7 protein-coding genes (1 of these 7 running past the window's edge) are annotated in these 24,103 nt (G+C 49.4%); 2 read left to right on the plus strand and 5 right to left on the minus strand.

The features are described from left to right. On the minus strand, positions 1-15,798 hold the 5' portion of the coding sequence (locus ACOMHB_RS19930) for an anthrax toxin-like adenylyl cyclase domain-containing protein (RefSeq protein WP_448217933.1). The gene continues 14,031 nt to the left of window position 1, outside the view; only the first 15,798 of its 29,829 coding nucleotides appear in the window; the start codon lies at positions 15,796-15,798; the stop codon falls past the left edge of the window. 414 nt (positions 15,799-16,212) lie between these two features. Between ACOMHB_RS19930 and ACOMHB_RS19935 the strand changes: the two genes are divergently transcribed. Then, positions 16,213-18,138, plus strand: a complete 1,926-nt coding sequence (locus tag ACOMHB_RS19935) for a WD40 repeat domain-containing protein (RefSeq protein WP_448217934.1) — start codon at positions 16,213-16,215, stop codon at positions 18,136-18,138. A 321-nt stretch (positions 18,139-18,459) separates the two neighbouring features. Here the strand turns inward: ACOMHB_RS19935 and ACOMHB_RS19940 are convergent, their stop codons facing one another. Further along, entirely contained in the window at positions 18,460-19,176 is a 717-nt protein-coding gene (locus tag ACOMHB_RS19940) for an HIRAN domain-containing protein (RefSeq protein ID WP_448217935.1), read from the minus strand. Beyond that, positions 19,163-20,170: a HipA domain-containing protein gene (locus ACOMHB_RS19945; protein WP_448217936.1), complete on the minus strand. Its 1,008-nt coding sequence runs from the start codon at positions 20,168-20,170 to the stop codon at positions 19,163-19,165. The genes ACOMHB_RS19940 and ACOMHB_RS19945 overlap by 14 nt, the downstream gene beginning before the upstream one ends. 215 nt (positions 20,171-20,385) lie before the next feature. Between ACOMHB_RS19945 and ACOMHB_RS19950 the strand changes: the two genes are divergently transcribed. Further along, a complete protein-coding gene (locus ACOMHB_RS19950; RefSeq protein WP_448218656.1) occupies positions 20,386-20,580 on the plus strand; it encodes a hypothetical protein in 195 nt (64 codons plus the stop codon). A gap of 261 nt (positions 20,581-20,841) precedes the next feature. On the opposite strand, the gene ACOMHB_RS19955 is transcribed toward ACOMHB_RS19950, so the two are convergent. Both ACOMHB_RS19955 and ACOMHB_RS19960 read right to left on the minus strand, forming a co-directional pair. Further along, a complete protein-coding gene (locus tag ACOMHB_RS19955) occupies positions 20,842-22,230 on the minus strand; it encodes a hypothetical protein (RefSeq protein WP_448217937.1) in 1,389 nt (462 codons plus the stop codon). Positions 22,231-22,437: 207 nt separating this feature from the next. Beyond that, a complete protein-coding gene (locus ACOMHB_RS19960; protein ID WP_448217938.1) occupies positions 22,438-23,721 on the minus strand; it encodes a hypothetical protein in 1,284 nt (427 codons plus the stop codon). Positions 23,722-24,103: the final 382 nt, after the last annotated feature.

Consider the following 24,103-nt stretch of genomic DNA (forward strand, 5'->3'; position numbering starts at 1 on the left):
ATTTAAATCAAGGTTTTCCTCGACTTTTTTGCCTAATGCCTCCAGTTTTTCCGCTATATCCCTTTCTGAAAACTGGCCGACAATCCAGTCAATATCCGACTGCAACTGATCCTTGACCAGGCTTCCAGAGGACAGTGCCTGCCAGTAATGGTTTTTATCAATCACCAGAATCGTTTTGGGCAGGAGATCTTTCCCGTTTATTTTTATTTTGATCTCATCCAGGTCAATGCCTTCGTAGGTTACCCGGTAGTTGTTCTTGTTCTTGTTCTTGTTGTCATAAGCAAGGTCGTTCCTGACACCCACCACCAAGGTTTTCAGACCCTTCTGATCTTTCTGCGGATATTCCCTCATGGACTTCTGGGCATCAAATTCCAGCTTGATGGTCTTGCCGCCAGTCGTTTCAAACTCGACCGGGGGCGTTTCAGAAAGAGCGTGGAGTTGCGCCAGCCTGATAACCTGCTGTTTAGCAGAATCTTGCTGATCATAGAGCAGATCGGAGTGTAGCTTACGGGCCCGGTGCTTGATCAGCTCAGCCAGCAAATATTGCCTGCTGGCATCACTGATAAAGCCAGAGTCTTCTTGTCGGCTCAAATCAATAAAAATGTCTTCCACCTGCTGGATGCGTTCATCGCCCTTATTCACCAGGCCGGCAAACTTGTCCCGCAGAATTTCATGAAAAAATTTGGCCTGATTAATCTCGTTGTAATTCGCCGCTGTGTCCGCCAGGCCTAAAATAAAGTCCCGGGTGGCCTCGGGTTTGCTACCCAGGGCATCGGGATTCATCATCAGTGCCAGCCAGCCGGACATGCCTGAACTTTCCGGTGATTGCCGGACCAGTGAGAGTATCTGCGATTGAGTATGCCTGATTTCTATTTTAACGTGATGTTGATCATCAGCCGTCTTCACAATCGGTAGCCTGGAGCCAGGGTTAAGCGTTCCGAGACTGATCAGCTCACTTTTGCCTTCCCCGATAGGCATGACACGGTGGCCTGAAAAAGCCGAAAATAAATCCGGAGCCGGAACCTGAAAAGCGCCATATTTCTTTCTTACCGCAATGGCTTCCAAAACGCTTTTTAGCCGCTCCTCTAGCATGGATCGTTTCAGCTCCTCAAAGGTTATTTCCTCGGAAAATCTCGACAAAATATCGCCATGCATCTCATCCGTCAGGCTTTCAATAGACTTCCGGGAAAAATAACGCTCCAGTGTCTTGACTTCCCCGTCACTTAGAATGGAGGTAATTGCCTCGACTTCCCCAAACCTGAACAGCAAATTCATTCTCGTTTTTGTTTGTTCCTTAGGATCAGGCGCTCCGTGGATTATAAGTCGTTCGAAGAACAAATGGACAAGGAAGGACTTTATATTCTCAGTGACCCTATCCGTATCAATGTACTTTGCGTATTTATGAGCCAGGACCTGGGCATTCAGGAAATCGGGAAGCACTGATTTTTGGGAGTCTGAATAAATAAGATCGGCAAGCATGGTAAACGGGTCACCAATGGCTCGATAATTGGCATTTATTGTTCCCTGGGCCCTGACAGTCAACTTTTCCCGTTGTTCGTTACGAGTGAACCTTATGTTTTTAAGTGGGGTATCACCAGAATAATAAGGATTAAGGCGAAGCTTGTAAGCTGCAGCCTCATCACCTAATGACTCCAGGCTTTTGTTAAACCGGTCAACAAATCCCTGCACCGACTCCGCTCCGTCCTGGGGAATCGCCTTGAAGCTTTTTTTCAGCTTTGCCATAACCCGGTAGTAGGTTTTCTTATTATACTCATCAAGGGTCAGAGGCCCGGTGATGACCTCAATGATCGTGCCACCACGATGGGTATCTGTTGAAATATTGAGAAGAGGGTAGCCCTGACGACCGAATTTCGAACTGGCGAGGCTCCTTCGTTGATCTACGCCCGGGAGGGCATCATCCTGTTCATTAAGAACGTATATATCGAGATACTCTTGCTCAAAGCCAATCCGGTTGGGTTGGTTATCCCAGGCAACAGGGTCAACCTTGGCATTGGCTTTTAGTTCGCCATACGCTTGCGTTAAAGATTCAGGAATACCGTCAATATCAAAATAAGAATTCCGGAGTATTTCGTTTCTGATATCAATGTCGCTCAGGTTCTCACGGGTATTGAGCACCTCTTTGGCAACTTCTACCATGCCTCTGCCACCTATGCTACCTATACCTTTACCGGCGATAGGGGCAGTCGCGGCCATCATCTCCATAGCGACTCTGGAGAAGTTGTATTGATAGTTCCGTTTACCCAACGCATTATCCAGTGTTGGGTCAACCCGTAGCCGGGTAATTGAACCGGAGTACTCCAGCGTTTTGCCTTCTCCAGCCGAAGTGTTGTGGGCAATTATTCGCCTTTTCTTTTTCCCGGACTCCAACTTGGCAAGGCTTTCCGGAGTCTCAAGAACCAGTATTAACTTGAGCTCTTTTGGAAAACGCGTCTCAGGCAGACCGGAATCCAGGTCACTTAACTTTTTAGGACGAGCCAGCTTCCCTGTCAGGTTTTGAAGGTATTGATTGAAACGTTTGCCGATTTCATTATTGCTTAAATAATCAATCAGACTGTCTCTGAACCGGTCAACAAAATCATCATACTTATCACTGTCTGTAAATTCAGGTGAATTGGCCAGTATGCCAATCGTGTCGCCACTTTCCTCAATGACAGCCAGGTAAGATATTTTTTCTGAATCACTTCTTGAAACAAAATCACTGGCGGCTTCAGCTGCTTTTAAAAGAGCATCGGGTGTTTGGCCGGAATTGAACAGGACAACATCGCTGGTCTCTTTATTATTAACCTTGACACCAAATGAATGGAGCCCGTCGGGCTGTTTTAAGTAAACCCATCGGTCATCCTGTTTTAGCGCAACGGGTGTCCTGTCATTGCCATCAATGGTAAAAATCTTATTACCGGTTAGCTCGATTTGATCAGGAAGCTCATCAAATCGTCCATAATTTGCCAGGATAAACTTCTGGGCAGCTGATATTTTTTGCGGATCGTCCGGATCATCTACCCTGATCATTTTTTCCGTTCCGCCATCAGCCCAGGGGCTGACCCTGAAGCCATCAGCCTTTTTTGCCACCATCCAATCCAGCTCTGAGCGCAGCAGATAGAAGGGTATTTTTTTCCCCAATACCCGGTCAACCAGATCGGCCTTCACCGGCACATCGACAAAATCATTCTTTTTGTAATCCCCTGCGGGCAGTTTGCTTTTTAACTCAGCATTCAGGCTACCATAGGGAGCCTTCATGGTAATACCGTCGATCAAACCCTTTCCCAGGGGCTGGTCAAGCGGTGGCTGCTTTACCGGAGGGCCAGTCACTACCCGAATATCGGTAACCTTTCTATCCTTTTGCTCCTTTTGCAAGGCTCTTAAAATCGGCAGCTCGTTATTCCAGAAATAATTGTCGTACCTCAGCCCACCTTCCGCGAAAACATAAACTCTGCCTTGAGCACCCGCAGCAAAATAAGAGCTCGTAATGACAGGATTCCTTCTAAATAACTCATAAAGCACCTCTTTAGTTTTTTCCGGGTACTCCCGCCTGCTTAGTTTCCGAAGTTCGTCACCCATTGACAGCAGCTTGGCCAAACCATTCAAATCCATATCAGTAACGACTTCCTGTTTTGTGTAGCTTTTGACCATTTTTTTATAACCAAGCAAAGTATCAGGGCGTTTTCCGTACCAAAATGCCATATTACTTTGGTCGTCTGCATCGAAACGGAATCCCAAACGTTCCATACGGGAAATCAATATCCCTATCTTTGGCAAACTGCCTTCCAGCATGGAGTCCACAAACAGTGTTGCCCACCTGTTAGCCTCAGTCTCGTTGACGAAAAAGGGAGGACGCAGACCCTCATTATCCAGAATTCTTTTAGAAATCGAGCCGATCATCGTTTCCATTACATCGGCTGGTATCGCCTCTTTAATCGCCTGTTGATCAAGCCCCGGCATAGCAGGAAGAGACTCGCCATTATCTGCCTGGATACTTCGCTGAACGCCTTCAATGAATTTCAGTTTTTTCAAAACCCAGGGCGAAATATCCGAGGATTGCGAAAGATCAGGAAGGGGGCGGTCAGGCCTTTCACTTCGAACCAGGTCAACACTCTGGCCGGAAACGGTCTCCAGTTTCAGTATCGGGTCAGCATCCGCCAGCTGGATGGCTTTTTTGTAATCCTTTTCCCATTGAAATATCAGGCCTGTCTCTTTTTCTACCAGAATATCCTTAATCTCAACTGAGCCGACCGGTATCGGAATGGGACGCCCTAAGCCGCCATCGCGTTTTTTCTGTTCTATCTGGCGATGAGTAGCAACCAGCGAGTCCGCACCGACGACCCGGCGACCCTTGATGAGTGAGTCACTCTCATTGATGATCTGGTAAATTTCACCGTTGAAAGCCCCATAGCGGTATAGCTGGAACCGGGCAGATTCATCCTTGGCAACCACGTCCGGCAATACTTCAATAACTCGCCGTTCTACCGGTTGGTCAGAGAGCAGAACCCGCATTGAACAGGAAGCTCCCACCTCTCTTTTGCAGGTTTTGGAAAGGATGATGCCAACAGAATCTTGACCATCGTCTGCACGAATGATTTTCGTATCCGAAGGCCGGTAGTTCTCACCATTGACTAGAAAAAAACCCTCCCTCGAATCACTCCGAACAATCGCCCGTGCTCGTTTTCTGACCACAGGCTCAAAGTCTGTTTCCGAGGGGTCAAGGATGGTATGGGGATTTCCTGACTTGTCAGCAGCAAGGTTTCCCAGACCCTTCAGACCCTCCGCTGCTACCAGGTCCCCTTTGCGCTCGCCCTTTGCTGCCAACTCAGCCATTTTAGCCATACGTTGCCGGGCAGGCTGATCCAGCTGAGTCCTGGACAGTTCCTGCCAGAGTTCCTTACCGATAGCGGCACTGAAATTCTGCTTATCCCAGGCGGCCGTCCCATCGTAGTGAGCCAGCAAAAACCTGGCCCACTCAGTGATGGCGCTGTCCCCGGGATGTTGTCTGATGTATTCAAGAATCTGACCGACTGCTTTACTGGCCCTGGTAGAGGGATATTCTCGCAAAAGCCAGTTCAGGGCAGCCTTAAAGCCGGTATTGTCCCCATTGAGCATTTTCAGGTCATGGGGTGCTTCATTAACCAGGGTTCGGTATAAACGGTTATCCTGTTCATCGGGCAGTGCCGTTGGTTGCAGATCACTGAATAACCCAATCCGTGACCCCAGCTCATCAAAATCGCGCGGTTCCTCACCCCAAACCTCCTGAATCAGGCTCTGAGGCCCCTCATAGGAAGCCTTCCGCTCAGGCGGGGTTCTATTCTCAGGTCTGGGGTTTTCAGTGGCGGAGCGAACGAATAAACCAATTTGGTCCTTGTAACGAGCCATCAATCGGTTGATGTCTTCATGCTCCACATTGGCAGCCTCACCAACCACTCGAAAACCATCCTGTTGCAATTGTTTTCTGAGTTTTTCAGCGTGTGTACCCAGATTTTCGTTATCTGAAAACAACATCAATGGCAGCTTGGTGGACACCTTGCGCAGGTTTTCTCTGATATTAAACCGTTTTGCCAGCCTGTTGATCATACGGCCAGAACCGGGAACAACACCCAGGCCATGAGCCACGACAGCCGCCCCAAGACTGGCCATGGGACGATCAAGAATAAACCCCGCTGGCAACTGTTGCCGGACCGCAGCCGTCTTGACCAGATGCGCTCCGACAGCACCTCCCATGGAATAGCCGTGAATCACAATACGACTGGGGTCTATGTTTCGATCCTTAATCAGGTACGACAGCATGGTCCAGGCATCGTCCGTTAGCCCTTTCATACCGGGGGAGCCATCACTGTTGCCAAACCCCCGTCCGTTGACCGCCAGAAGATCCATACCCTGATTACGGTAATGCATCCAGGTGGTTTTGACCTGGGTTTCACAGGATAAATGAGTTCCATGGAGAAACAGCACGACCTTTTTATCCGCTGCCGGGCCACCATTGCCATGATGAAAATACCCCTTAAGCCTGCCACCGGTCCCGTCCAGTGTGATCTTTTCCGATTTGCCTTTTCTAACGGCTTCTTCAAGAAGTAATTTCGTGGACAGATCAATGTCACGACGGTCATCCGTTGAACCATAAATCTGATCATTCAGGGCTCTGCCGATCGGGCTGGCCGGTGGTTGATCTACCGGAGGAATTTGATCATTGGCCAACACCACCGACTGATAATCAGACGACAGTTTAGATTTTTCCCCCACAGAATGAATGGTCTTCATGGGGTCGCCCTGACTCTGGAAAGGTAGCGTCGCGAGTTTTGAACTATGAGCGGCGGCCAACCCGAACAAGCGGCTGACGGTACTGCCAAATACCTTTTTTTCAGTTAACTGGTTTCTGTCTGCCATCCCCAGTCGCACGATCACCGGAGGCTCCCCTGGGTGGTCAGCAGCCGGGGCAATAATCTGGCTTTGCTCCAGCTTCAGATCCGGGCGCAGAACAATCTCAATGTTCCGACCAGTGGTTAAGTCAATCCTGTGCTCATGGGCCAGATACTGGGCCATACGACGTTTTCCACCCAGCTCCCCGGGACCATTCAATTTAATCAGGGCGCTGATATCGTCCTGTAACGAACCGGACCACCCCGGGGAAATAGCCTTTTCTTTATAAATACCCAAATCCCAGGTAATACGCGTTTTCGGGAATACCATGGCATCGTCATCACTGCCCGTAACAAGGACGCTGGAGGGGGTGCCCTGTGATGGTTCAATGAGGTAGCCACCTCCGGGCTTGATGCCAAACTGGTCAAAGGCTCCGATTCCCAGAGTGTCAGGCTGGCCTGGTGCACCCTTCGCAAAGTCAATGGTACCCAGAGGCAGATCTGTGCGCAGAACAACTTTGTTGATGGTTAAATTATCCTGTGACTTAACCGTCAGGCTCCGCGAAGCAGACAGCTCCATCAGGCGGGCTAAGGGTTCCAGCGATTCCCTGGTCACCCTGTTGCCAGCCCATTGCCCGACAACAAACTTGGCAAGGGGTTTTACCATTCTGTGAGCCAGCTTTTTCATCCCCGGACGATTATTCACCCCGTCCTGGTCAGCGCTGACCACTCTCAGCAGTTCTCTGCCCAAGCTTTCCAGGCTCTCCTGGTCAAGCCCTGAAATCACCCTGCTCAGCTCAACACTAAAACTTTCTTTTGATTCCGCAAGGCGCTTATAGGTTCGGTCAACCTGCTCAAGAAACAGCCGGTTCTGCACCGGCCCACTTCCCGGTTTGATACCCTCCTTCAGGGCAGAAACTTGTGACAGTACGTCGGCAGGCAAAATCCCAGTGCCAGAGCGTTGATTTAACGGACTGTCCTCACCCCAAAACTGCATCAGTATATTGGCGGACGAAGCGGTAGCCCCAATGACTGGCTGCCGCGATGTCTGGGGCATCATTCTGTGCAGCACCAGTTTCGTGCTTCCCGGCGTCACCGGCTGCCAGGGGCTACCGGTATGGGTAACGGCCAGTTGAAAGGCAGGGAGCACCTTTCCATCCTGGTACCTGAGACTGAGGGCATGTTTAAACACCTCATCAACTGACGTATCAAAATCCCGCCTTACTGAATGCCCGGCAGGCAGTTGACCAAACCGATCAAGAGACAATTTATCCAGTGCTTCTGACAGTTGCCCAGCAAGATCCGTCAGTTTTACCTTGTCCAAATAGCTTTTAATCGTCTCGATATCGCTCTCTGGCAAAACTGACACCAAGGCATCGGTAGGCGACACCATAAGCCCAAAGCCATCCGTTCTGGGGCTTACTTTTTCCAAAGTGAAATAGTACTCAGTCAATAAAAAGTGCATTAAAAAGGCGGTGAGGGAACGGCCCGGCGTCTTGCCACTGATGTCACGAGCCAATCCAGTCGCAATGGTTTTTGCTCTTAACAACAGATCCTGTTGTATTGATGAAGTGTTCAATCGGCCAAGGACAGAAAATGAATTAGCCAGGTTTTCATAACGGCTTTCTACATAGCTGGTCGGAACATAAGTGATCGGATGCCGTTCATAAGGTTGTATAGCGATGTCGGAGCCTATGATATTACCCAGCCGGTAGGGTGACTGATCATTCCCCGTTGCCTCTTTCAGCTTCTGGTTATAATCGGAAATCACCCTGTTCAGGGATTGCTGCTGCTCCAGTCTTATAGTGCTAAAACTGCTGAGTAGCAGCTGTCTGGCCTGCTGGTAGCCCTTATCAGCCACTTGCCTGGCCGGAACGACCAGAATAATTTTCCCTCCGTTTTCACCCGGTTCAGCTTTTAATCCGAAGCGGATGTTTGTTGTTTCACCAGTATCGACCGCAGCCGTGAGCAGCCGCTGGTAACCCTCCCCCGGTTCGCTGGTCAGGGAAATTCCCTGAATAACATCCTCAAACCACTGGACACCCCGGGCACTTGTTTTGGGCACAGGCAACAGGTCTGATGACAAAGGTTTGCGGTTCAATGCCTGGAAACCCAGCGTTTTTCTGATCAGCGCCTGCTGTTCTGTACGCCGTTGCTCTGGAAAAGCCGATGATTTGCCTGCGACCTGAAAAGCTGAGGCCGTCAAATCAGAGAACAGCCGGGTATGTTGTGACAACCAGTTGTCGGTCATGCCCCTCTCACTGGCATCACCGGGGTCAACGTGAATAACACTGAGTGACCCCTGACCATCATCAGAAGCTTGCTGGTTAAAGGGCACTGCCTGATTGAGTGTTTTTTCACTACTCTGGCTTGAGTGCTGCAGGACAATCAGCTGCCTTGCTTCCTTAGGCAGTGCTATCTTCGCTTCACGGTGCGAGTCGCCTGCCATAAATCCCGACCGGACCAGCTCAGCCAGAGTGTCTGGTTTGCTGGGATCGGTAGCAGCAGACAGCAGCCGGGAGTATTGCCGAAAAGGCTCCGGACAATCCGTAAAGTGGCTGGCCAGGGTATTCAGCTTCTCCAGTTCGTCCCTGACATTGCTGCCGGAATCAACGACAGCTTTCTGGTATTCGGGTGAAACCCAGACGAGAACCTGACCATCGAGGCTCAACCTTCTGAAAGGATAAAGGCCGGTATAGTCGTTCTCATCCGGCTGGCCGGGTATTCGAGCAGTTCTGGCAACCTCATGGAGATTCCTGTAATCCCGAACCAGCAACCCACTCTGGTTGGAACGATGATCCAGAGACCGAAAAATTCCCTTCAGATTCGTACTGATTAGCTTAGACTGGACATCAGTGATACCAAAGGTTAAGGGGCGTGGAGCGGTGATATCCGGTACCGTTTTCTTCGGGGGGACCGCTTTCTTCGGGGGGATCGCTTTCAAAAAACTTTCCGGCAACTGTCGTATTAAAAAAGAGTGCCCGGACTCGGGGTTTCTGATAGACAATGCCAGCGGTGGTTGACTGCCTTTGCCGGTCAAGTCAACCGACTCGTCACCCGACGGTTGCAGAGGACTCTTATCCGTCGAAGCCACCGCATAAAGTTGATTTCCAGCCTTGAATACTCTTACCCCGCCCTGAATATTTAACTTTTCCGGGATCTGGTCATGCCATTGAGTTGACAGGGTGTGTTGTGCATGTTGCGAGAGACCATCAGCAATAGCATTCAAAAATTCCTTGTTAGCGTCCCGCTGTTCTTTTTGACTACTGGCTTTGTTACGGCTAAACCAGGTTATCTTCCCGTCATCATAAACGGGTTTTGCTTTACCCTCATTACCTGAAAGATCTATTTCAAGGGTTAATGGCGGCATCGAAAAGCCCAGAGTGTCGCTGAAGATTTTTCTGTATTTACGCACCAGGGTGTTGAATAGTTTTTGTAGACCAGCCGTATTTGTCTGAAGACCTACTTTCATCAGGCTGGGTATAATATTATCGTCTTTTAATATGTATTCAGATAACAGCCGGGTCATTCTTTCCCGAGCTATATGAATGGCATCCTCTTTCTCAAGCGCTTGATAGATCTTGTTCAGGGCCTCCTCTACCCTGCTCGATTTTTTGTGAAGGACTTTACCTAAATCAACCTCTCTCTTTGCCTGCCGCAAAATGACGTCCTGGTACTCTTCCATTGACGACACCGGAAGACCAGCAAGAAGGGCCGGGTCAATGACCAGAGAGTGACGCACATCACGCTGCAACTTCCCGGCCACGTCTTCCAGTTTACTGACCGCCCGATTTTTGATGAGGTCAATATCCTGCTTAGCATCAACGCCAAGGCGTTTGAATTTAGCTCTGGTTTTATCCAGGGATTCCAGCCATCTGACACGATAGACACCCAGAGCCAGCCTGAATTTCTTTTGGGCATCCGGTGATTTGATGGTGTCATAGTAATCAGAAATCGCTCCGGCAAAATCAGACAACTCAAGCGGTGAATACCGAGCCTGATTTTTATGAATGTGTTCAATCCTTTCATGCAGGCTTCTTCCAGACTGATAAACGGCTCTTACCGCCCGAAACAGATCGGAATGAGGTTCGGACCGGATTCTGATAGTGTCTGGTCCCCTGGCGACTAAATCACTATAAAGCGATGCATCGGGAAGATTATACAGAGGGGCCAGCCTGAAGCTCTCATCCAACCCATAGTAGAGACCCAGGCTCATTAACTGGCTATTGCTGTATTTCCAGATATTCCCTGCCGGCCCCAGATCATCTTTGCCTGCTAACTGGATAGACCTTAATAGCGCCGAACCAAACAAACCGGAAACGGCTTCCCGAAGCGTTGAATCGGGTATGCTCTCAATACCCTTTGTACCTATTTCAATAACCGGTTTGCCGCCGTCGGGGATAACGACATGACTCTCAAACAGAGGTTTATCCGGATGAACCAGGACACGAACCCGTTCCTCACTGGTATAGCGGATGCTTTTTGCGGTTTTGCCCAATTCCCTGAGCTGGTCATTTAACCGCCCTTTCAAAAACAAGTCGGTTACTTTGCTGATATCATCCTGAAGCCGTGAAGCGGGAAAATCGTTATTACGAACCCCCCTGTCATACTCGGCAATATCAAACTCCACGGCGATATATCGGGCGGGAAGGTCAAATCTCTCTTCCGGATACAAAAGGATACCCAGTCCTCCCGGAATTTTTTCTGTCAGATAACCTGCACCAAACTTCTGATACGAAAGTTCTTCCTCTCCTATGATTAACACCGGAGCCTTGTCTGGAATAGCTGGGCGCTCAGGTTCATTGAGCTGTCCCGACTCAAGGATTTGCAACAGCGGGGCCAGACTAAACCGTTCACGAAAACTAATCCGGCTGCCGGCTCCCAGCCTGTTACTGATCTCCGTTGGTGTTTCATCAATACGCTTGTATGAACGATTTCGATAGGTCAGGAAGCCATCCACAACATCGTAGTACTTCTCGATACTTGACACCTGTTCAAAGGTATCCGTTTGATAAACCCGGCCTTCGGGATCAATAAATAAAATTTTGTCATCCCGCTCGGGGTATTTGATGTTGTCCTGTTCTGTGCCATGGTGACAGACTTTAGGCAACCCCTTTTTCGCCGCCGCTTCATTGATCTGGTCAATGATGTTTTCCTGAAAATGAGTCAAGGTTCCCTTATCGGGATCAAACCTGCGTCGCTCACGCGTACCCAATGCTTCGGTAACACGACGATAGGCAGACAGCCAGCGAGCCCTGGCCAGTTCACTGGAAAACTGACCCGCGCCCTTGTTCGCTGATGATAACCGCCCAATTCGATCCGCCTCTTCCCTGACGCCAGTCATAAGGTCGCTTGAAGATGTGTCCAACCGCTTGAACAGGGCAAACAGGTCAATGTCTGCCGTAAACAATCGACGGGAGCCATCGTCATTGACTTCAGCCATGACCATCAGGGGACGGAAAGCATTATATTCCGGATGCCCAATGCCATAGTCTTCACTTTTATACTCGACTTTCCAGAGGTCATTGGACTGCTCGGTCAAACGATACTGAAACACCACCGGGCGCTCACCGGCTCTGCCATCACTGGATTCAATGGAACGAGTTACCGTTGCCAGATAACTGCCATCCTCCAGTTTCGTCAGCGAACCCAGCTTGCCCTGTTCCAGCCGACGCTCAATGGCGCTCCAGTCCAGTTGCAGCTGAACGGCGGCCATGCCCGGCAAGTGGGTTGAATGGACATTCTGGTAGTCCCCCTTTTCGATCTGCGACCGATGTTCCAGACCGCCTTTGCCAAAGACCTTGGACAAAGCGGAATCGAAGGGAATCAATCCCGCCTGTATTCCCCAGTCCGCACTTTTGCCCTTGACACTTAAACCTTTTGTGGCAATTTTGATACCGTCACCCAGACCATGATTGAGCAGGTCGGAGGCATCTGGATTAATGGGCCTGATGGCAATCAGTGCCTGGTTTTTCCGGGCAATTTCCCTGAATCCTTCCCAAAGGGCTTGCGGTACACCAGAAGCTGCAAAAGCCTGGTCACCCTGGATCAGCTTTCCCGCCCACTGCTCCAGGGAGACCGGACGTACTTCCGACGGTTCCGGCTCCTGGGGCGCGCGACGCTGTCTGTCACTTTGCCGGAGACTCTCGGCTATCGGGTCATGGCGTGAGAATTCAAGGATGGCACCCGTCGGGTAATCCTGGAGCAGGGTAAAATATCGGGTGCGGGTCAACTGAAACCATTGGCCTGAAGCATTCACCAGAACTTCGCGCTCGCCGCTGTGATCCCAACCTTCAGCCTTCGCCTGACTGATTTGTAAATCGGCGATTTCCTGTTGCTGTTTGATGGCCGTGGCAATCACTTGAAAGCGATAGCTCCAACCCTGGTACAGAAAAAGACGACGATCGCCTGCTAAGTCATTGCCGGGGAGTTGTCGGTAAAGCAGCGTATTCAGAGCTGAGAATGAAGCCTGAGGTAAAATCTGGTTTTGTATAAGAGCCGCCAGTGACTCCGCAACAAAATGGAGTCTGGATTGGCGTGCCAACGGCGACACAGCCTTAGTGTCATCCTTAGTAACAAAATGGAGTCTGGATTGACGTGCCAGCGGCGACACAGCCTGAGTGTCATCCATAATAGCGTCGGGAGCAGGCGTCAACTCCCCAATCGGCTGACAACCTGTTGCATCGCGGTGAAAGATGCTGAAATCCTTCCAGAACGCCTCCGGTTGCAGTCGCTCATAAATGACCATGGACAAATAATGAAGGAGAATCAAGCTACCCCGGTCGCTGGTTGGAGCCAGTTCTGCCAGAGCGGTGGACTGAAACGGGGAAAGATCAGAGTCCAGGAAGCTGCCACCCAGAACCAGCTTGACCCCCTCGTTGGTAAAATAGAGTCCATTTTTTACCCAGGGACTCAGAGACACCAGCACCGTAAAACGGTCAGTCATGTCATCCGGTAAGCCGGAATAACCAAGCCATTGGGTAAATGCCAGATTGACGTCCCTTTCGATCTGGCGAATGTCCCTGGATGATAAAAAGTACTCAGACTGGCTGCTGCGATCTGCCGTCACGGTATCCAGCAGCAACTGAATAGTCAGTTTGCCTTTGTTTATCAACTTACTGAATACATAACCGCTTTCATTATCATATCCAAGCTCACGCAAAACCTTATGATAATGCTCTCTGGTGAGGTCAATGGCTCGGGAAATATCATTGCGTGGAAGAACTTCCGTTTCTCCCGGGGCAAAATCTGAGGACTGGATTTTCCAGTGCCCCCCGGGGGTTCTGTAACAGGCCCAGTGCTGTCCATTCCCCTGCTGCCATAGCAACTTTCCACGATCATCAACAGCAGCGACCCAGGGCTGGCCAAGATCATCAATCTGGGTCAGCTCCCGGGCCACTTCCAGAGTATTCAATCTCGCCTGCCCTTCTGGCAGGGCGGCCAGCACCTCCCGGAAAAATCCGACAATGCGCTCATTACCCAATGCGGGATCGGCAAGACAGTAGATCTTTATTCGGTGGCTGGACTGACGCAGCCATTGGCTGGCAAGACCGGCCGCCAGGTCTGACCCGGAAAAGCCTGATAAACGACCATCTGCTGTCAATCGGCCAACCAAAACCAACAGCCCAGATGATGGCGGCTCAGTAAAAAAATCCAGGGCATGATCAGCATCCGGGGAAAGCGCTGACAGCCGCTGTGTCGCCTGAGGGTAACTGCGATGGAGGAATCCGGCGATGGCCTGAATGTCGTCATCCTGACCCAGAGGAAGAACATATTGCTTCAGCTTGCTGTTGTTCTTTTCAAGATGAAATGACAGGCTGTTTTGCTGTGGATCTACCGCCAGAGCCAGGTGTTCTTCGGTGGACAAAGTCCCCCAGCTGGCCAGCTGTTTCCCTACCGGGTGCTGCTCCGGGGGCACGGGCTGTTCGCCCAGCGATTGAATATAGTCGGTCATCGCCTCCCTGAGCAACTCATCGCCATTGAGAAACAGGTTAAGGCTTTCATCCCCGCGCAGCAGTCCCAACCGGTAAGTACCAATGCGGGCCAGATGCAGGGGAAAACCCTGATCCTTCGCCGCATCCAGCTGGCTGAAATAAAACCGTCGGGTCTCCTGCCAGTTGTAGGGTTCAGCTCCCCCCAGGGCATTGTCTAAAAACCGGTACCTTTTTACCATCAAAGCCAACACCCGTTGTGCGACAGGCGACTCCTTACCGGCGGCCATCATGCTGGCGGACAGACGCCCACGGGATTGTCCGGCCTGAACAGTACCGGGAATCAAACCCGTCTGGTTAATTGACCGAAAGGGTTGCCGGGTCTCTCTGGCTGCCGCCAGCAGTTGCTGACGAACCCCCGGCCTGAGATCATCCAGCAGCTTGAGGCTGTCAATGTAGCCACTGCGAAGCGGTTGCCGGAGTTTGTCCAGGCGGTGGGGGAAGTCGTCCGGATGGCTCTCCAGAATCGCCTGGACAATACCGGCTTCCAGCATTTCCTCTGGCAGGCCATCCAGTTCAATCCCCGTTAACCAATCCCGATTGATGCCGGGCAGGCTATCTGGCCTGACAATAAAGCCACCCGCACTGAACAGGATCTGAAAACGGGCCAGATTTTCCGCTCCGTTAATATTTCCTCGCAGCAGCTCATTGAAGTAATCACTGGTCAGAATGTTCCCTTCTGGCCACAGTGACGCAATATCCCGAACGTTAATCCGGTTCCCATGGTCACTTAACCGGCTCAACTCTTCCCTGGCATAGAGAATCTGCTGATTAAAACGCGCCTTCTCAACGGCCAGTTCTTTGGCAGAAGCATTGGTATAGGAAACCAGAAAACCCTGCACAGCCCGGTCAATGGAAGCCCCCTTATCGTAACTATTGAGAACATGACTGACGGCACGGCGCTGGGTATCGATTATTCGACGGATCAGTTGTCCGGCAAATGGCTCAAGGTCCCGGGCATTGGCAACATCGGCGTGCGCCCACTCTATGATGTATTTTCGCATCAGAGAAGCCAGAGAAACCCTGTAGTCCTGCCAGAGATGGATTTGATAATCGGGGTTAGCCCTGATCCAGGCTTTCAAATAATCCAGGCCAACCCTGTCCAGTGGCTGGAGCAATAACAGGTGAATGGTTTTGGGGGGTTCTTCAAGGGTGCGGTTGAGAAAAGCCTGAACGGGAGATAACACTGAGGCTACCCAGTCTTTCTTAAAGGGTTCCTGCTGCAGGTACTCCTTCGCCCTGGTTTCTATCTGGCTGGCAGCCAGCCAGCCTTTAGCGGAATTTTTCTCCTGGATGGCATCGAAAACGCTATAACTCTCCATTAACTTGCGGTAATGAAACGTTTTGCGATCTTCCAGGGAAAGCCCGTTGTCGGCCATTTCCAGAAACTGGCTGAAATCAGGCTCTGATACTTGAGGACGTTTAGCATTCTTACCAGACATTTTTGAAAACCCTTTGTGACAGCCTTTTTGCGTTTTCGTGATAAGGATTGCCATGCTGAAAAAGACAAAATATATACGGCAATAGGCTTATTTTTATGAGTTACCCGGGTTGATATGAATCTCTGCTATCATTCCCGAGGGTCAGGGACCTTTGCCTGACGCTATGTAATCCTAGTATTACAACAACCTTATTGGTGATTGATTACAGTACAACAGGGTTTAATTTGCCAGCCGATGTGTTTTATTTTCTGGCTGATGACATGATTCAGGGGGATGTTGCCTATGAACTACCGAACTAGTCGTATCTATCGAAAAGACCGCGATACGAATCAAGTCTGCGCTGACCCTCTAGTGTTTTTAATTATGAGATCTGAAAATATAAGAACAAAGACGTCTTTCCCCATCTTTGCTCTTATGTTCACTGCTATTGCATGGATTGCCAACTCCGCTGCTGCAGAAGAAACCCGGCAACATCGCCTGCTATTAATGAATTCCAGCGGGCTGGCTGCCAGGGAGGAAACCTTGAATATCTATGAGGGTTCTGTTTCGTTCTATAACACTTCCCATATTCTGCTGACTGTTAATAATGCTACTGATTCCAGATCTCGCTTTTTAGTTGATTTCAATAACCTTAACGTTGTTCAAAAATGGTCAGATGTTCTTGCCACTTCACCTCCCGAGCAAGACTCTCTCTTCAGCGAGCCGTTAGCCGAATACCTGGGGCAAAAAGCAGGCTCTGTGGTTCCTGTGCCACAGTCAAACCTGACATATATTGCGGCTCTGAATGACATACAGGAAGGCAACAATGGTATAGCCATGATGAGCTCGCTGATTAAAGTGGACAAAGACTGGCAGGAGAATCAATGGCGGAATCGCACTCTCGCTTCATCTTCAGACATTCCGGCTCTGAAAGACATTGTTAGTATGACACTGTCACCGGATGGACAGTTCCTTGCAGTAGTCGCTGCCGAAACCCAAACCCTGCTGATTTTTCGATACGACCAGGGACAATTGCATCTGATGCAATCAGTCTCCAACCCGGAAGATCTTGAGAAAGTTGACAGCTGGTTTGGAGTGCACGATGTAACCATTGCCAGACTACCCCGTGACTCCATCACCGCCTTTATTGCCTCTACCGACCGGTTCGTCCATCTGGTGGTTTTAAACAAGGAAGATCAGTGGGAAACTCAGGAGGCTCAACTTATTGGCCTTCGAAACGTGCCTCAGGCACTCACCAGCATAGCCACCAGCCCGGATGGCAGAAAAATAGCCGTGATTGGCAGACGAGGTAGCCTCCATACCCTGAAACTCATCTCTCCCCCTTTATTCGCAGAATGGCAGGATCCTCCCGAATATGACTACGATGAATCCAATATGGAAAATAACCAGTTCGTAGTAGGGCTTATGAATGTGACGGACCCTAATCAGTCAGACAACGAGGATTATTCTCAATTAATCGTCAGGGTTGACTGTGAAGGCCATGAAGGCAATTGCCCATTCATTTGGCAAAACAAAAGTTTAGTGGTCAACCCAGAGAGTGATACCCCTTTGAGTAAAAAGAGCGGTGGTTGGGCACTCTCAGAAAGATGGCCCCTGACGGTAACAGCAACTAACCCACACAAGCAGTTCAGTCAAATACGAACAGTGGTCAGCGTAAAACCAGCCGATTACACCTCCCGATTACTGAAACGGGTGTTCGCTGGTCTGTTGCCATCGCTGGGCGTAGCAGGCCTGGGTGGATACGGCCTGATTAAATGTTACAGATCAAGGATGAGAACCTATGAACTCAATCAAGAAGATCCATCCGACGATAACACAGAAAATACCTCTGATCGCCCTGAAAGCAATGATCAACCAGCTCCGCCAGCCGGTTTAATGGTTCACTTTGATCCTGAATCAAATGGATTAACCCAAACGCTGGTGCACCCGGCACCAGGTGATACAGGCTCCAGTTTAAGCTTATCCCTGTCTTGGCCTGCCCCTGAAGTTATAGATATGACCACTGCAGATGCTCCTGAAGTTATAGATACGACTACTGCAGATGCCCCTGATGTTATGAATACGACTTCTGCAGATCCTCTTGAAGTTATGAATACAACCACTGCAGATGCCTCTGAAGCTACAAATACGACCACTGCAGATGCCCCTGAAGCTACAAATACGACCACTGCAGATGCCTGTGTAGATCGCGCATATGGATATGGGGAGCCAACTATTCCACATCATGCTCTCAGAATACCGAAGGGTCCTGGAAACACATACCCTAACCAACGAGGACTGCAAATTTATTTTAAATACTTTGGTGTTGATATCAAAAATAACAAAACAAAAGAGCACTGATCTCGTGTGGTGCCCGACTTTAGCCTTTAAAGCAGGTACTTTCTTCTGGCTATGTGCAAACGCAATTCGAAGAGAGAGTTAAACAGATGGCTCAGCCAAAGTTAGCTTTACACAGAATTTTAAGCACCGGTGTGGTCAGGCAAATGTAAATGGGACCATTATGAAAAACATACTGGTGGCTATTGCACCTGAACATGAACTGGCCCAAACCACCCAACAGCAACTGGCAACGGCCATGGTCGAAGAAACTATTGGCTGACAGGCAAGAGAGCCATTGGGGAAAGTAGAATCTGGCAGGGAGTCCCGCCAGAGCAAACAGGATCAGTGCGTTATGACACCAACAGAAGTGAAGATATAGATCAGAGGCCGGTCAGCTGTTCCGTTTTTCCGCATAATACTGCCAGTAATATTATGACCGGCATTCAGCAACCGGTGGAACAAACTCAGGCGTCCACGATCAACATAGCCCAGCTTACGGCCATCCATTTCAATACGAATAGCCTGGTTGTCATAACCATTGTCAGGCTCAGCTACGAACTGCACCGGTGCATCAATAGCGATGTCGTCCGGGGTTACCTCAGCCTCATGCCTAAAGCCAGCCACTTCAGTGATAAACTCAAAGGGCTGTACAGCATTATCAAACGGATGAACCAGTTCAAAACCGTCATCAGGAAGTCGTGCCCCTGCATAACCCAGCAAGGCAAAATCACTGATTTCAGCATCAGGGTTCAACCCTCTCAGCTCCATATACCGATAAAAATCACTGCGGCTGCGGGGAGGAAGCCTTCTGACAAAAGCCTCCAGCACTTTGTCATCAAACTCTTTTCCCCCTTCTTTCAGGCGAAAGGCAGGGTGTCCTGAAAAGCCATGCTGACGGGCTCGCTCAAAATCTTCTGTGTCCTTGAAGTAATTCAGAACGACCTTGTCTTCCTTGCGCACCAGTTCGCCTACAACATAACGTGAACGATCCTTACTTTCCTGTGCCTGCCAGGACAGCAATAAGCGATCAGGCTCTATCAGGTGCTCAATGTACCTCATTTCCAATTTTCTCCAGATGTTCGAGCAGAATACGTTTTCTTAGAATAGTTAACTGGTATACAAAATCTGCTCTTTCAATAGACAGCGGCGATTTTATGTCAAAGGACGTTAATTCGCTAAGGGTCTTTTCCAGAGCTTCTTCTTCCCAGCTAAGGCTGTCAACTAACAGCGGTATAATGGCTGGATATTTTACACAGATGCGATAAACACCTTCTATAAGTGGTAGTCGGCCATCTTCTGAAAGGCTCCATTTCATATGGTGCCTGCCTTTTCGGATGTAAGCGCGTAGTCCGTTTTCGTCGGTTGAAAACTGACGGATTTTTTTCTCAAATAGTTCGTGCCCAAGACTGGTACCATTGTCGAAAAACGGAGTGAGTCTTGCCGTACCCATCTTGTCGTTCCAGATCCCCCCCCAGTTTTCCTGATGACGATCTGTATTCCCGATCAAGGCATCGTAACAGAAGCATAAGCCCCAATACTCCTGCCAGCTATGGCAAAGAATTTTGTGCTGCGAGAGTGCTCTTGAAAACTTAATAACTGAATCCAGATTATGTAGCCGCCCCTTTTCCCGGTCAAAGCCATCAATCATCGACTGCATATGGTCGCCACCGGGGGTAAACCGTTCCTCAGTGTCAGAGTTATAACCCAAAAACCATTCAATAATAGAACCCGGTTCACCCGTTTCTGAGTTCACAGCAACAAAAGTGGGAGGAACAGTTAGCTTCATTAATCGCCCAACTTTAAAGGCAATAATTTCCGCCCAGTACTGATCTGGATGCCTTGGCTTCCTGGAGTCTTTGGCGCTTTTTATAGCTTCTTTAAACAGGTATCTGTGATTCGGTAAACAAAAATCATATGGGGCTGCTGGCGGGCATACTCTCAAACTCTTATCTCTGGCTCCAACAGGAAATACTTCATAGTCTTCATGCACTGGCCACTGAGCAATATCAACAATCTGGTCATTGGACTGGTGAATGTTTTCACGATCAATCAACTGAAAATACCATTGAAAAATGTCTGCTAATCGTGAGTGTACTTGTAGTGATTGAAAAAATCCCTCTCAGTTCAAACGAAATGTCATTTAATGACATTGTGGAGCATTGTCCAGGCTGTTTGATGGTATGCAAGAAGCGGATCAGGCACCCTATCGGCAAAATACGGGGTTAGGAATGGTCGTACTTTGCCTCCTGGCTACGAAGCCTCAATTATCTGAGAAATGTCTGTGCTCACCACAGCCGACTCTGGAACCGGAATATTATTGACCAGGCAAAACTAACACCCATTGGAGAGGTTGCGGTACTTGACCAGTTCAGAGGCAAAGAGCAAGCTCTGGCTCGCCCTTTCTTTCTGTTTTGCGTTATTCAACATTTGCTGACAACTATTAACCCGACGTCAACCTGGTGATCAAGACTTAGTGAACATCTACTGAACGACTTTCCAGACCTACAAGCCATTGGCCTGAATCTGAAAGGCATAGGAACCATTGATGGCTGGGAACACTGGGGAAAACACGATATTCAGGGCAATAAAAAACCCCTTAGCGATTTCCCTGCGAGCAGTTTTACCGAAAGGGGCCGCGTTATTGGTGATCTTAGCCGACCTAAGGGCCAAGTCAATACGCAATTTAAAAATCGGGCGAGTATTCTAAAGCCAACAAAAAGTGAATCACCAGCATCGCAAAATAGCAACAGCGTTAAACAACGTGGTAAGAAGCGGCACCATCGAAGCGACCAGCAATGGTGAAGACGATTCAAGGGGCAGACCCGCCTGATGAATCCTCAGGAGATGGACGGAACGATCAAAGCGATTGCCGAACACCAGCAGGCCACTGCTGAAGTCAAAGGTAATTCGGTTTCCTGGCCAACCGTCACTTCCCTGGCGACTGGTCAGAGTTGTTTGATAACAGAGGCTACCATTGTCAAACCGAACAACGTGCAAGCCCCGCTCGCCAGCAATCAAAAAAGTATTATTGTCGTATTGCCGGATTTCATCCAGTTTTCCCAAGTCTGGCCAGCTTGACTCGATGGTATTCTCGACGCCTTCCCCGTCCGATGAAAAAATGGCATTCTCACACGCACTTAACGAGCAAACCTGTTGGGTCGTTGCCTGCTTGCCGGTAGCGGTTTGGCATTGATGGGAATACAGTCGACAACCAAGGGCCTGATAGGAATAGTGAGCAGGACCAGTGCCAGTGAATTGATTAACAACCTCAGGAGGGCATAAAACTATCTCTCCACCCCTATGGATAACCAACAAGTGTGCATCTGCGAAGATGACCCCTACAGGTTGGTCAATAACAACCTCATCAATAGCCGGTGTCAGTATGGTGACAGGCCGCCAGTCTTCAGCCGATTGCTCAAAGCAGGCTAGCTGGTTGTCAAACGCCCAACTGACACACAATTGCGTGCTGTCCTTATTGAAACTGGCAGAGGAGCAGCCCTGGCGAAAAAGATAGTGACTTTGTCCACCAAAGCGTTGGAATGATCCCGTTTGACAGTTTTTTTCCTGCTGATAAACCCGCAACTCACCCATGAGCAGGGAGCAAGCGGCAAGCCATTTGCCATCTGGACTCACCCCTAGAGATGAAACACCAGCAAACGCCACTAAAGGGCCCGTGGTCAGCTGTCCCTGTTCCCAACTGAAGCTGCCAATACTTCCTCCCTCTTGACCCGAGTCGCTGGATACATAGAAACAGTTTTTATTTTTAACCAGACTTCGATGTTGTCTTGAGTTGGATGATATCTGGGTCGTCGTTTGCACAACACACTGGTCAGAATCCTCTGAACATTGGAACGCAAGACAAAGCCCCCTGTCATTAATAACAACCACTATCACATTGTTTTTTTTGGCAAATAATGCAATGCCCGCAGGCGCACCAAACCATTGAGTCTCATTTGCAAACTGGTAGGTTTCACGCAACAACACATTATCAATCAATGTCAGTCCAAACCCGAGAGAAGGCATCCCAAGAACAAGAAAAATTACGGTACAGCAGGCGCGGCCCACGAGAGCCGCAAAGCAGGCAGAAACTTTACGTACAATATCAGTATTCAAGTTGACACCCTTTCAAACTACGGAATTTACGCCCATTCGATAAAGTAGCACGCTTAATTGAGAGTCTGCCTGCAAAAGAACGTTTAGTACGCCATTTCAATGAGGCTGCTGCCTGCTGCATCGGATTACTTGTGGGTTTTCGGGCAGGCACTAAATACAAAGTGCGGTAATAAGTCAGCCCATGAGTCAGCAGTTTTATTGAATCTGTCAGTTAAACAGAGTCGAGAGATAATCCAGGGGCGCATAGAACTTTTTCCACTGAGTCCAGCCGGTCTCTGAAAGGCTTTGTTCCAGTGGATAGCCATAAACAGCGTAGTTTGAAAGACTATTGATAACAGCGAAAGTCAACGCAGGCACCAAAGTAACACCGGCTGTGATAAAGGGGTTGTCTGAGGTTATCTTCGAACGGTCCAGCATAAGCAAAACTCCGAATCCGCTCAGGGTTATGACAGAGGCTGCGACCATCACTCCTTTTTCGGGTTCGACTTTGGCTTCAGCTGCAGCTCCCATTCCGGCTACGGATCCGACTAAAGCTCCGTCTAAAGCGAAGACCCCGGATAGAGATGGATCTATGGATTGAGCTAAGGTTCCAGTTTCGATTATTTCGATTATCTTTACGGCCAGGCCTCCGGCTAAGACCACGGCTGAGGTTGCGGCTGCGTACATGCGTCCGGGTACGCCTCGGGCCCGGACTGCGGCTATGTGTGTGGCGTCGGCTGCTCCAATCCCAGTCTTTGTCTGTCCGTCCACATCCATTATTGACCCTGGAATAATTCCCGAGAGGGCACCTGCAATCGCTGCGCTGACAACAGAAGCAAGAATAATCCCTTTTGTTGAACTGAAGCCATTATGAATCATAGCTTTGTAGGCGACACCGCCTGCAATAACCACACTAAGCGCAGATAATATTGCGTCTTCCCAAGCCCCATACCATTCAGTTCTAATATCCCTTACGCTCATTTTTCTTAGCATTAACACCCACGTAGTGCTGGCTAAAGTTCTTGATACCGCTTCTGACGCAAAGTAGGTAAAGACCGCGACAGGTACGAACTCCCTTGTTTGGGAAACGACGGCAGCTGCCATTCCTGCACCAGCAAAATACAGAGGTTTCCACCAGAACCCCATGGGCCAGGGAGACACATGCCCGGCCAGCGCCACTTCAGCGGCAGTCGCCACGGGAGCCAGTTGCAAACAGACATCCGTTTTCAGCGCCTCCAGCTCCTTTGTATCCGATGCCGCCGGGTCATATTTGCCTGAAAGCCCGGAGACTATTCCCGGCGTTTTACACACACCCCACCAGATACCCAGATTGAGCAGGGTAGACAAAGAGAGCCCGGCAATACTTTCCGTTAACTCAAGCCCGTTTTCCACCAATGCGCTGTCATTAAAGGGCTTAAGAAAATCAAAATCATTTTGTGAGGGGGGGCTGGCCTGTGCCGTCGAATAAAACAAACACAAAAGTAACGGAAACAGGTTGAATGTTTTTTTCATGATGATTTCCCAGATACAGTGACTGAACAGGGAATATAGATCCTAAATGGAGTTATGGATGGAAATATCTTTAACTAGTGCAGCCAAGCTCTGATATCCGTACACTCCTCGTTACCACGCACCAGATTATCAATGGCGCCCAAACTCCGTTCACCCTGAGCGGAGTCGAAGGGTGGTTGGCACGGTCTTTGTTAGTTCAGAGTCCGCATCCTTCGACTCCGCTCAGGATGAACGAGGGGGGGGCTGTATGGATATCAAGGCTTAGCTGCACTAGTTTTTGTGATACGCAAAAAATTTGTAACGGAACCAGCGGAGATGTCTACACTGTGAGACTCAACTGAACAGCTGCAAAGTATGACAGGATTGCATCTTAAGGTTAAAG

Source organism: Endozoicomonas sp. 2B-B (assembly GCF_053470045.1).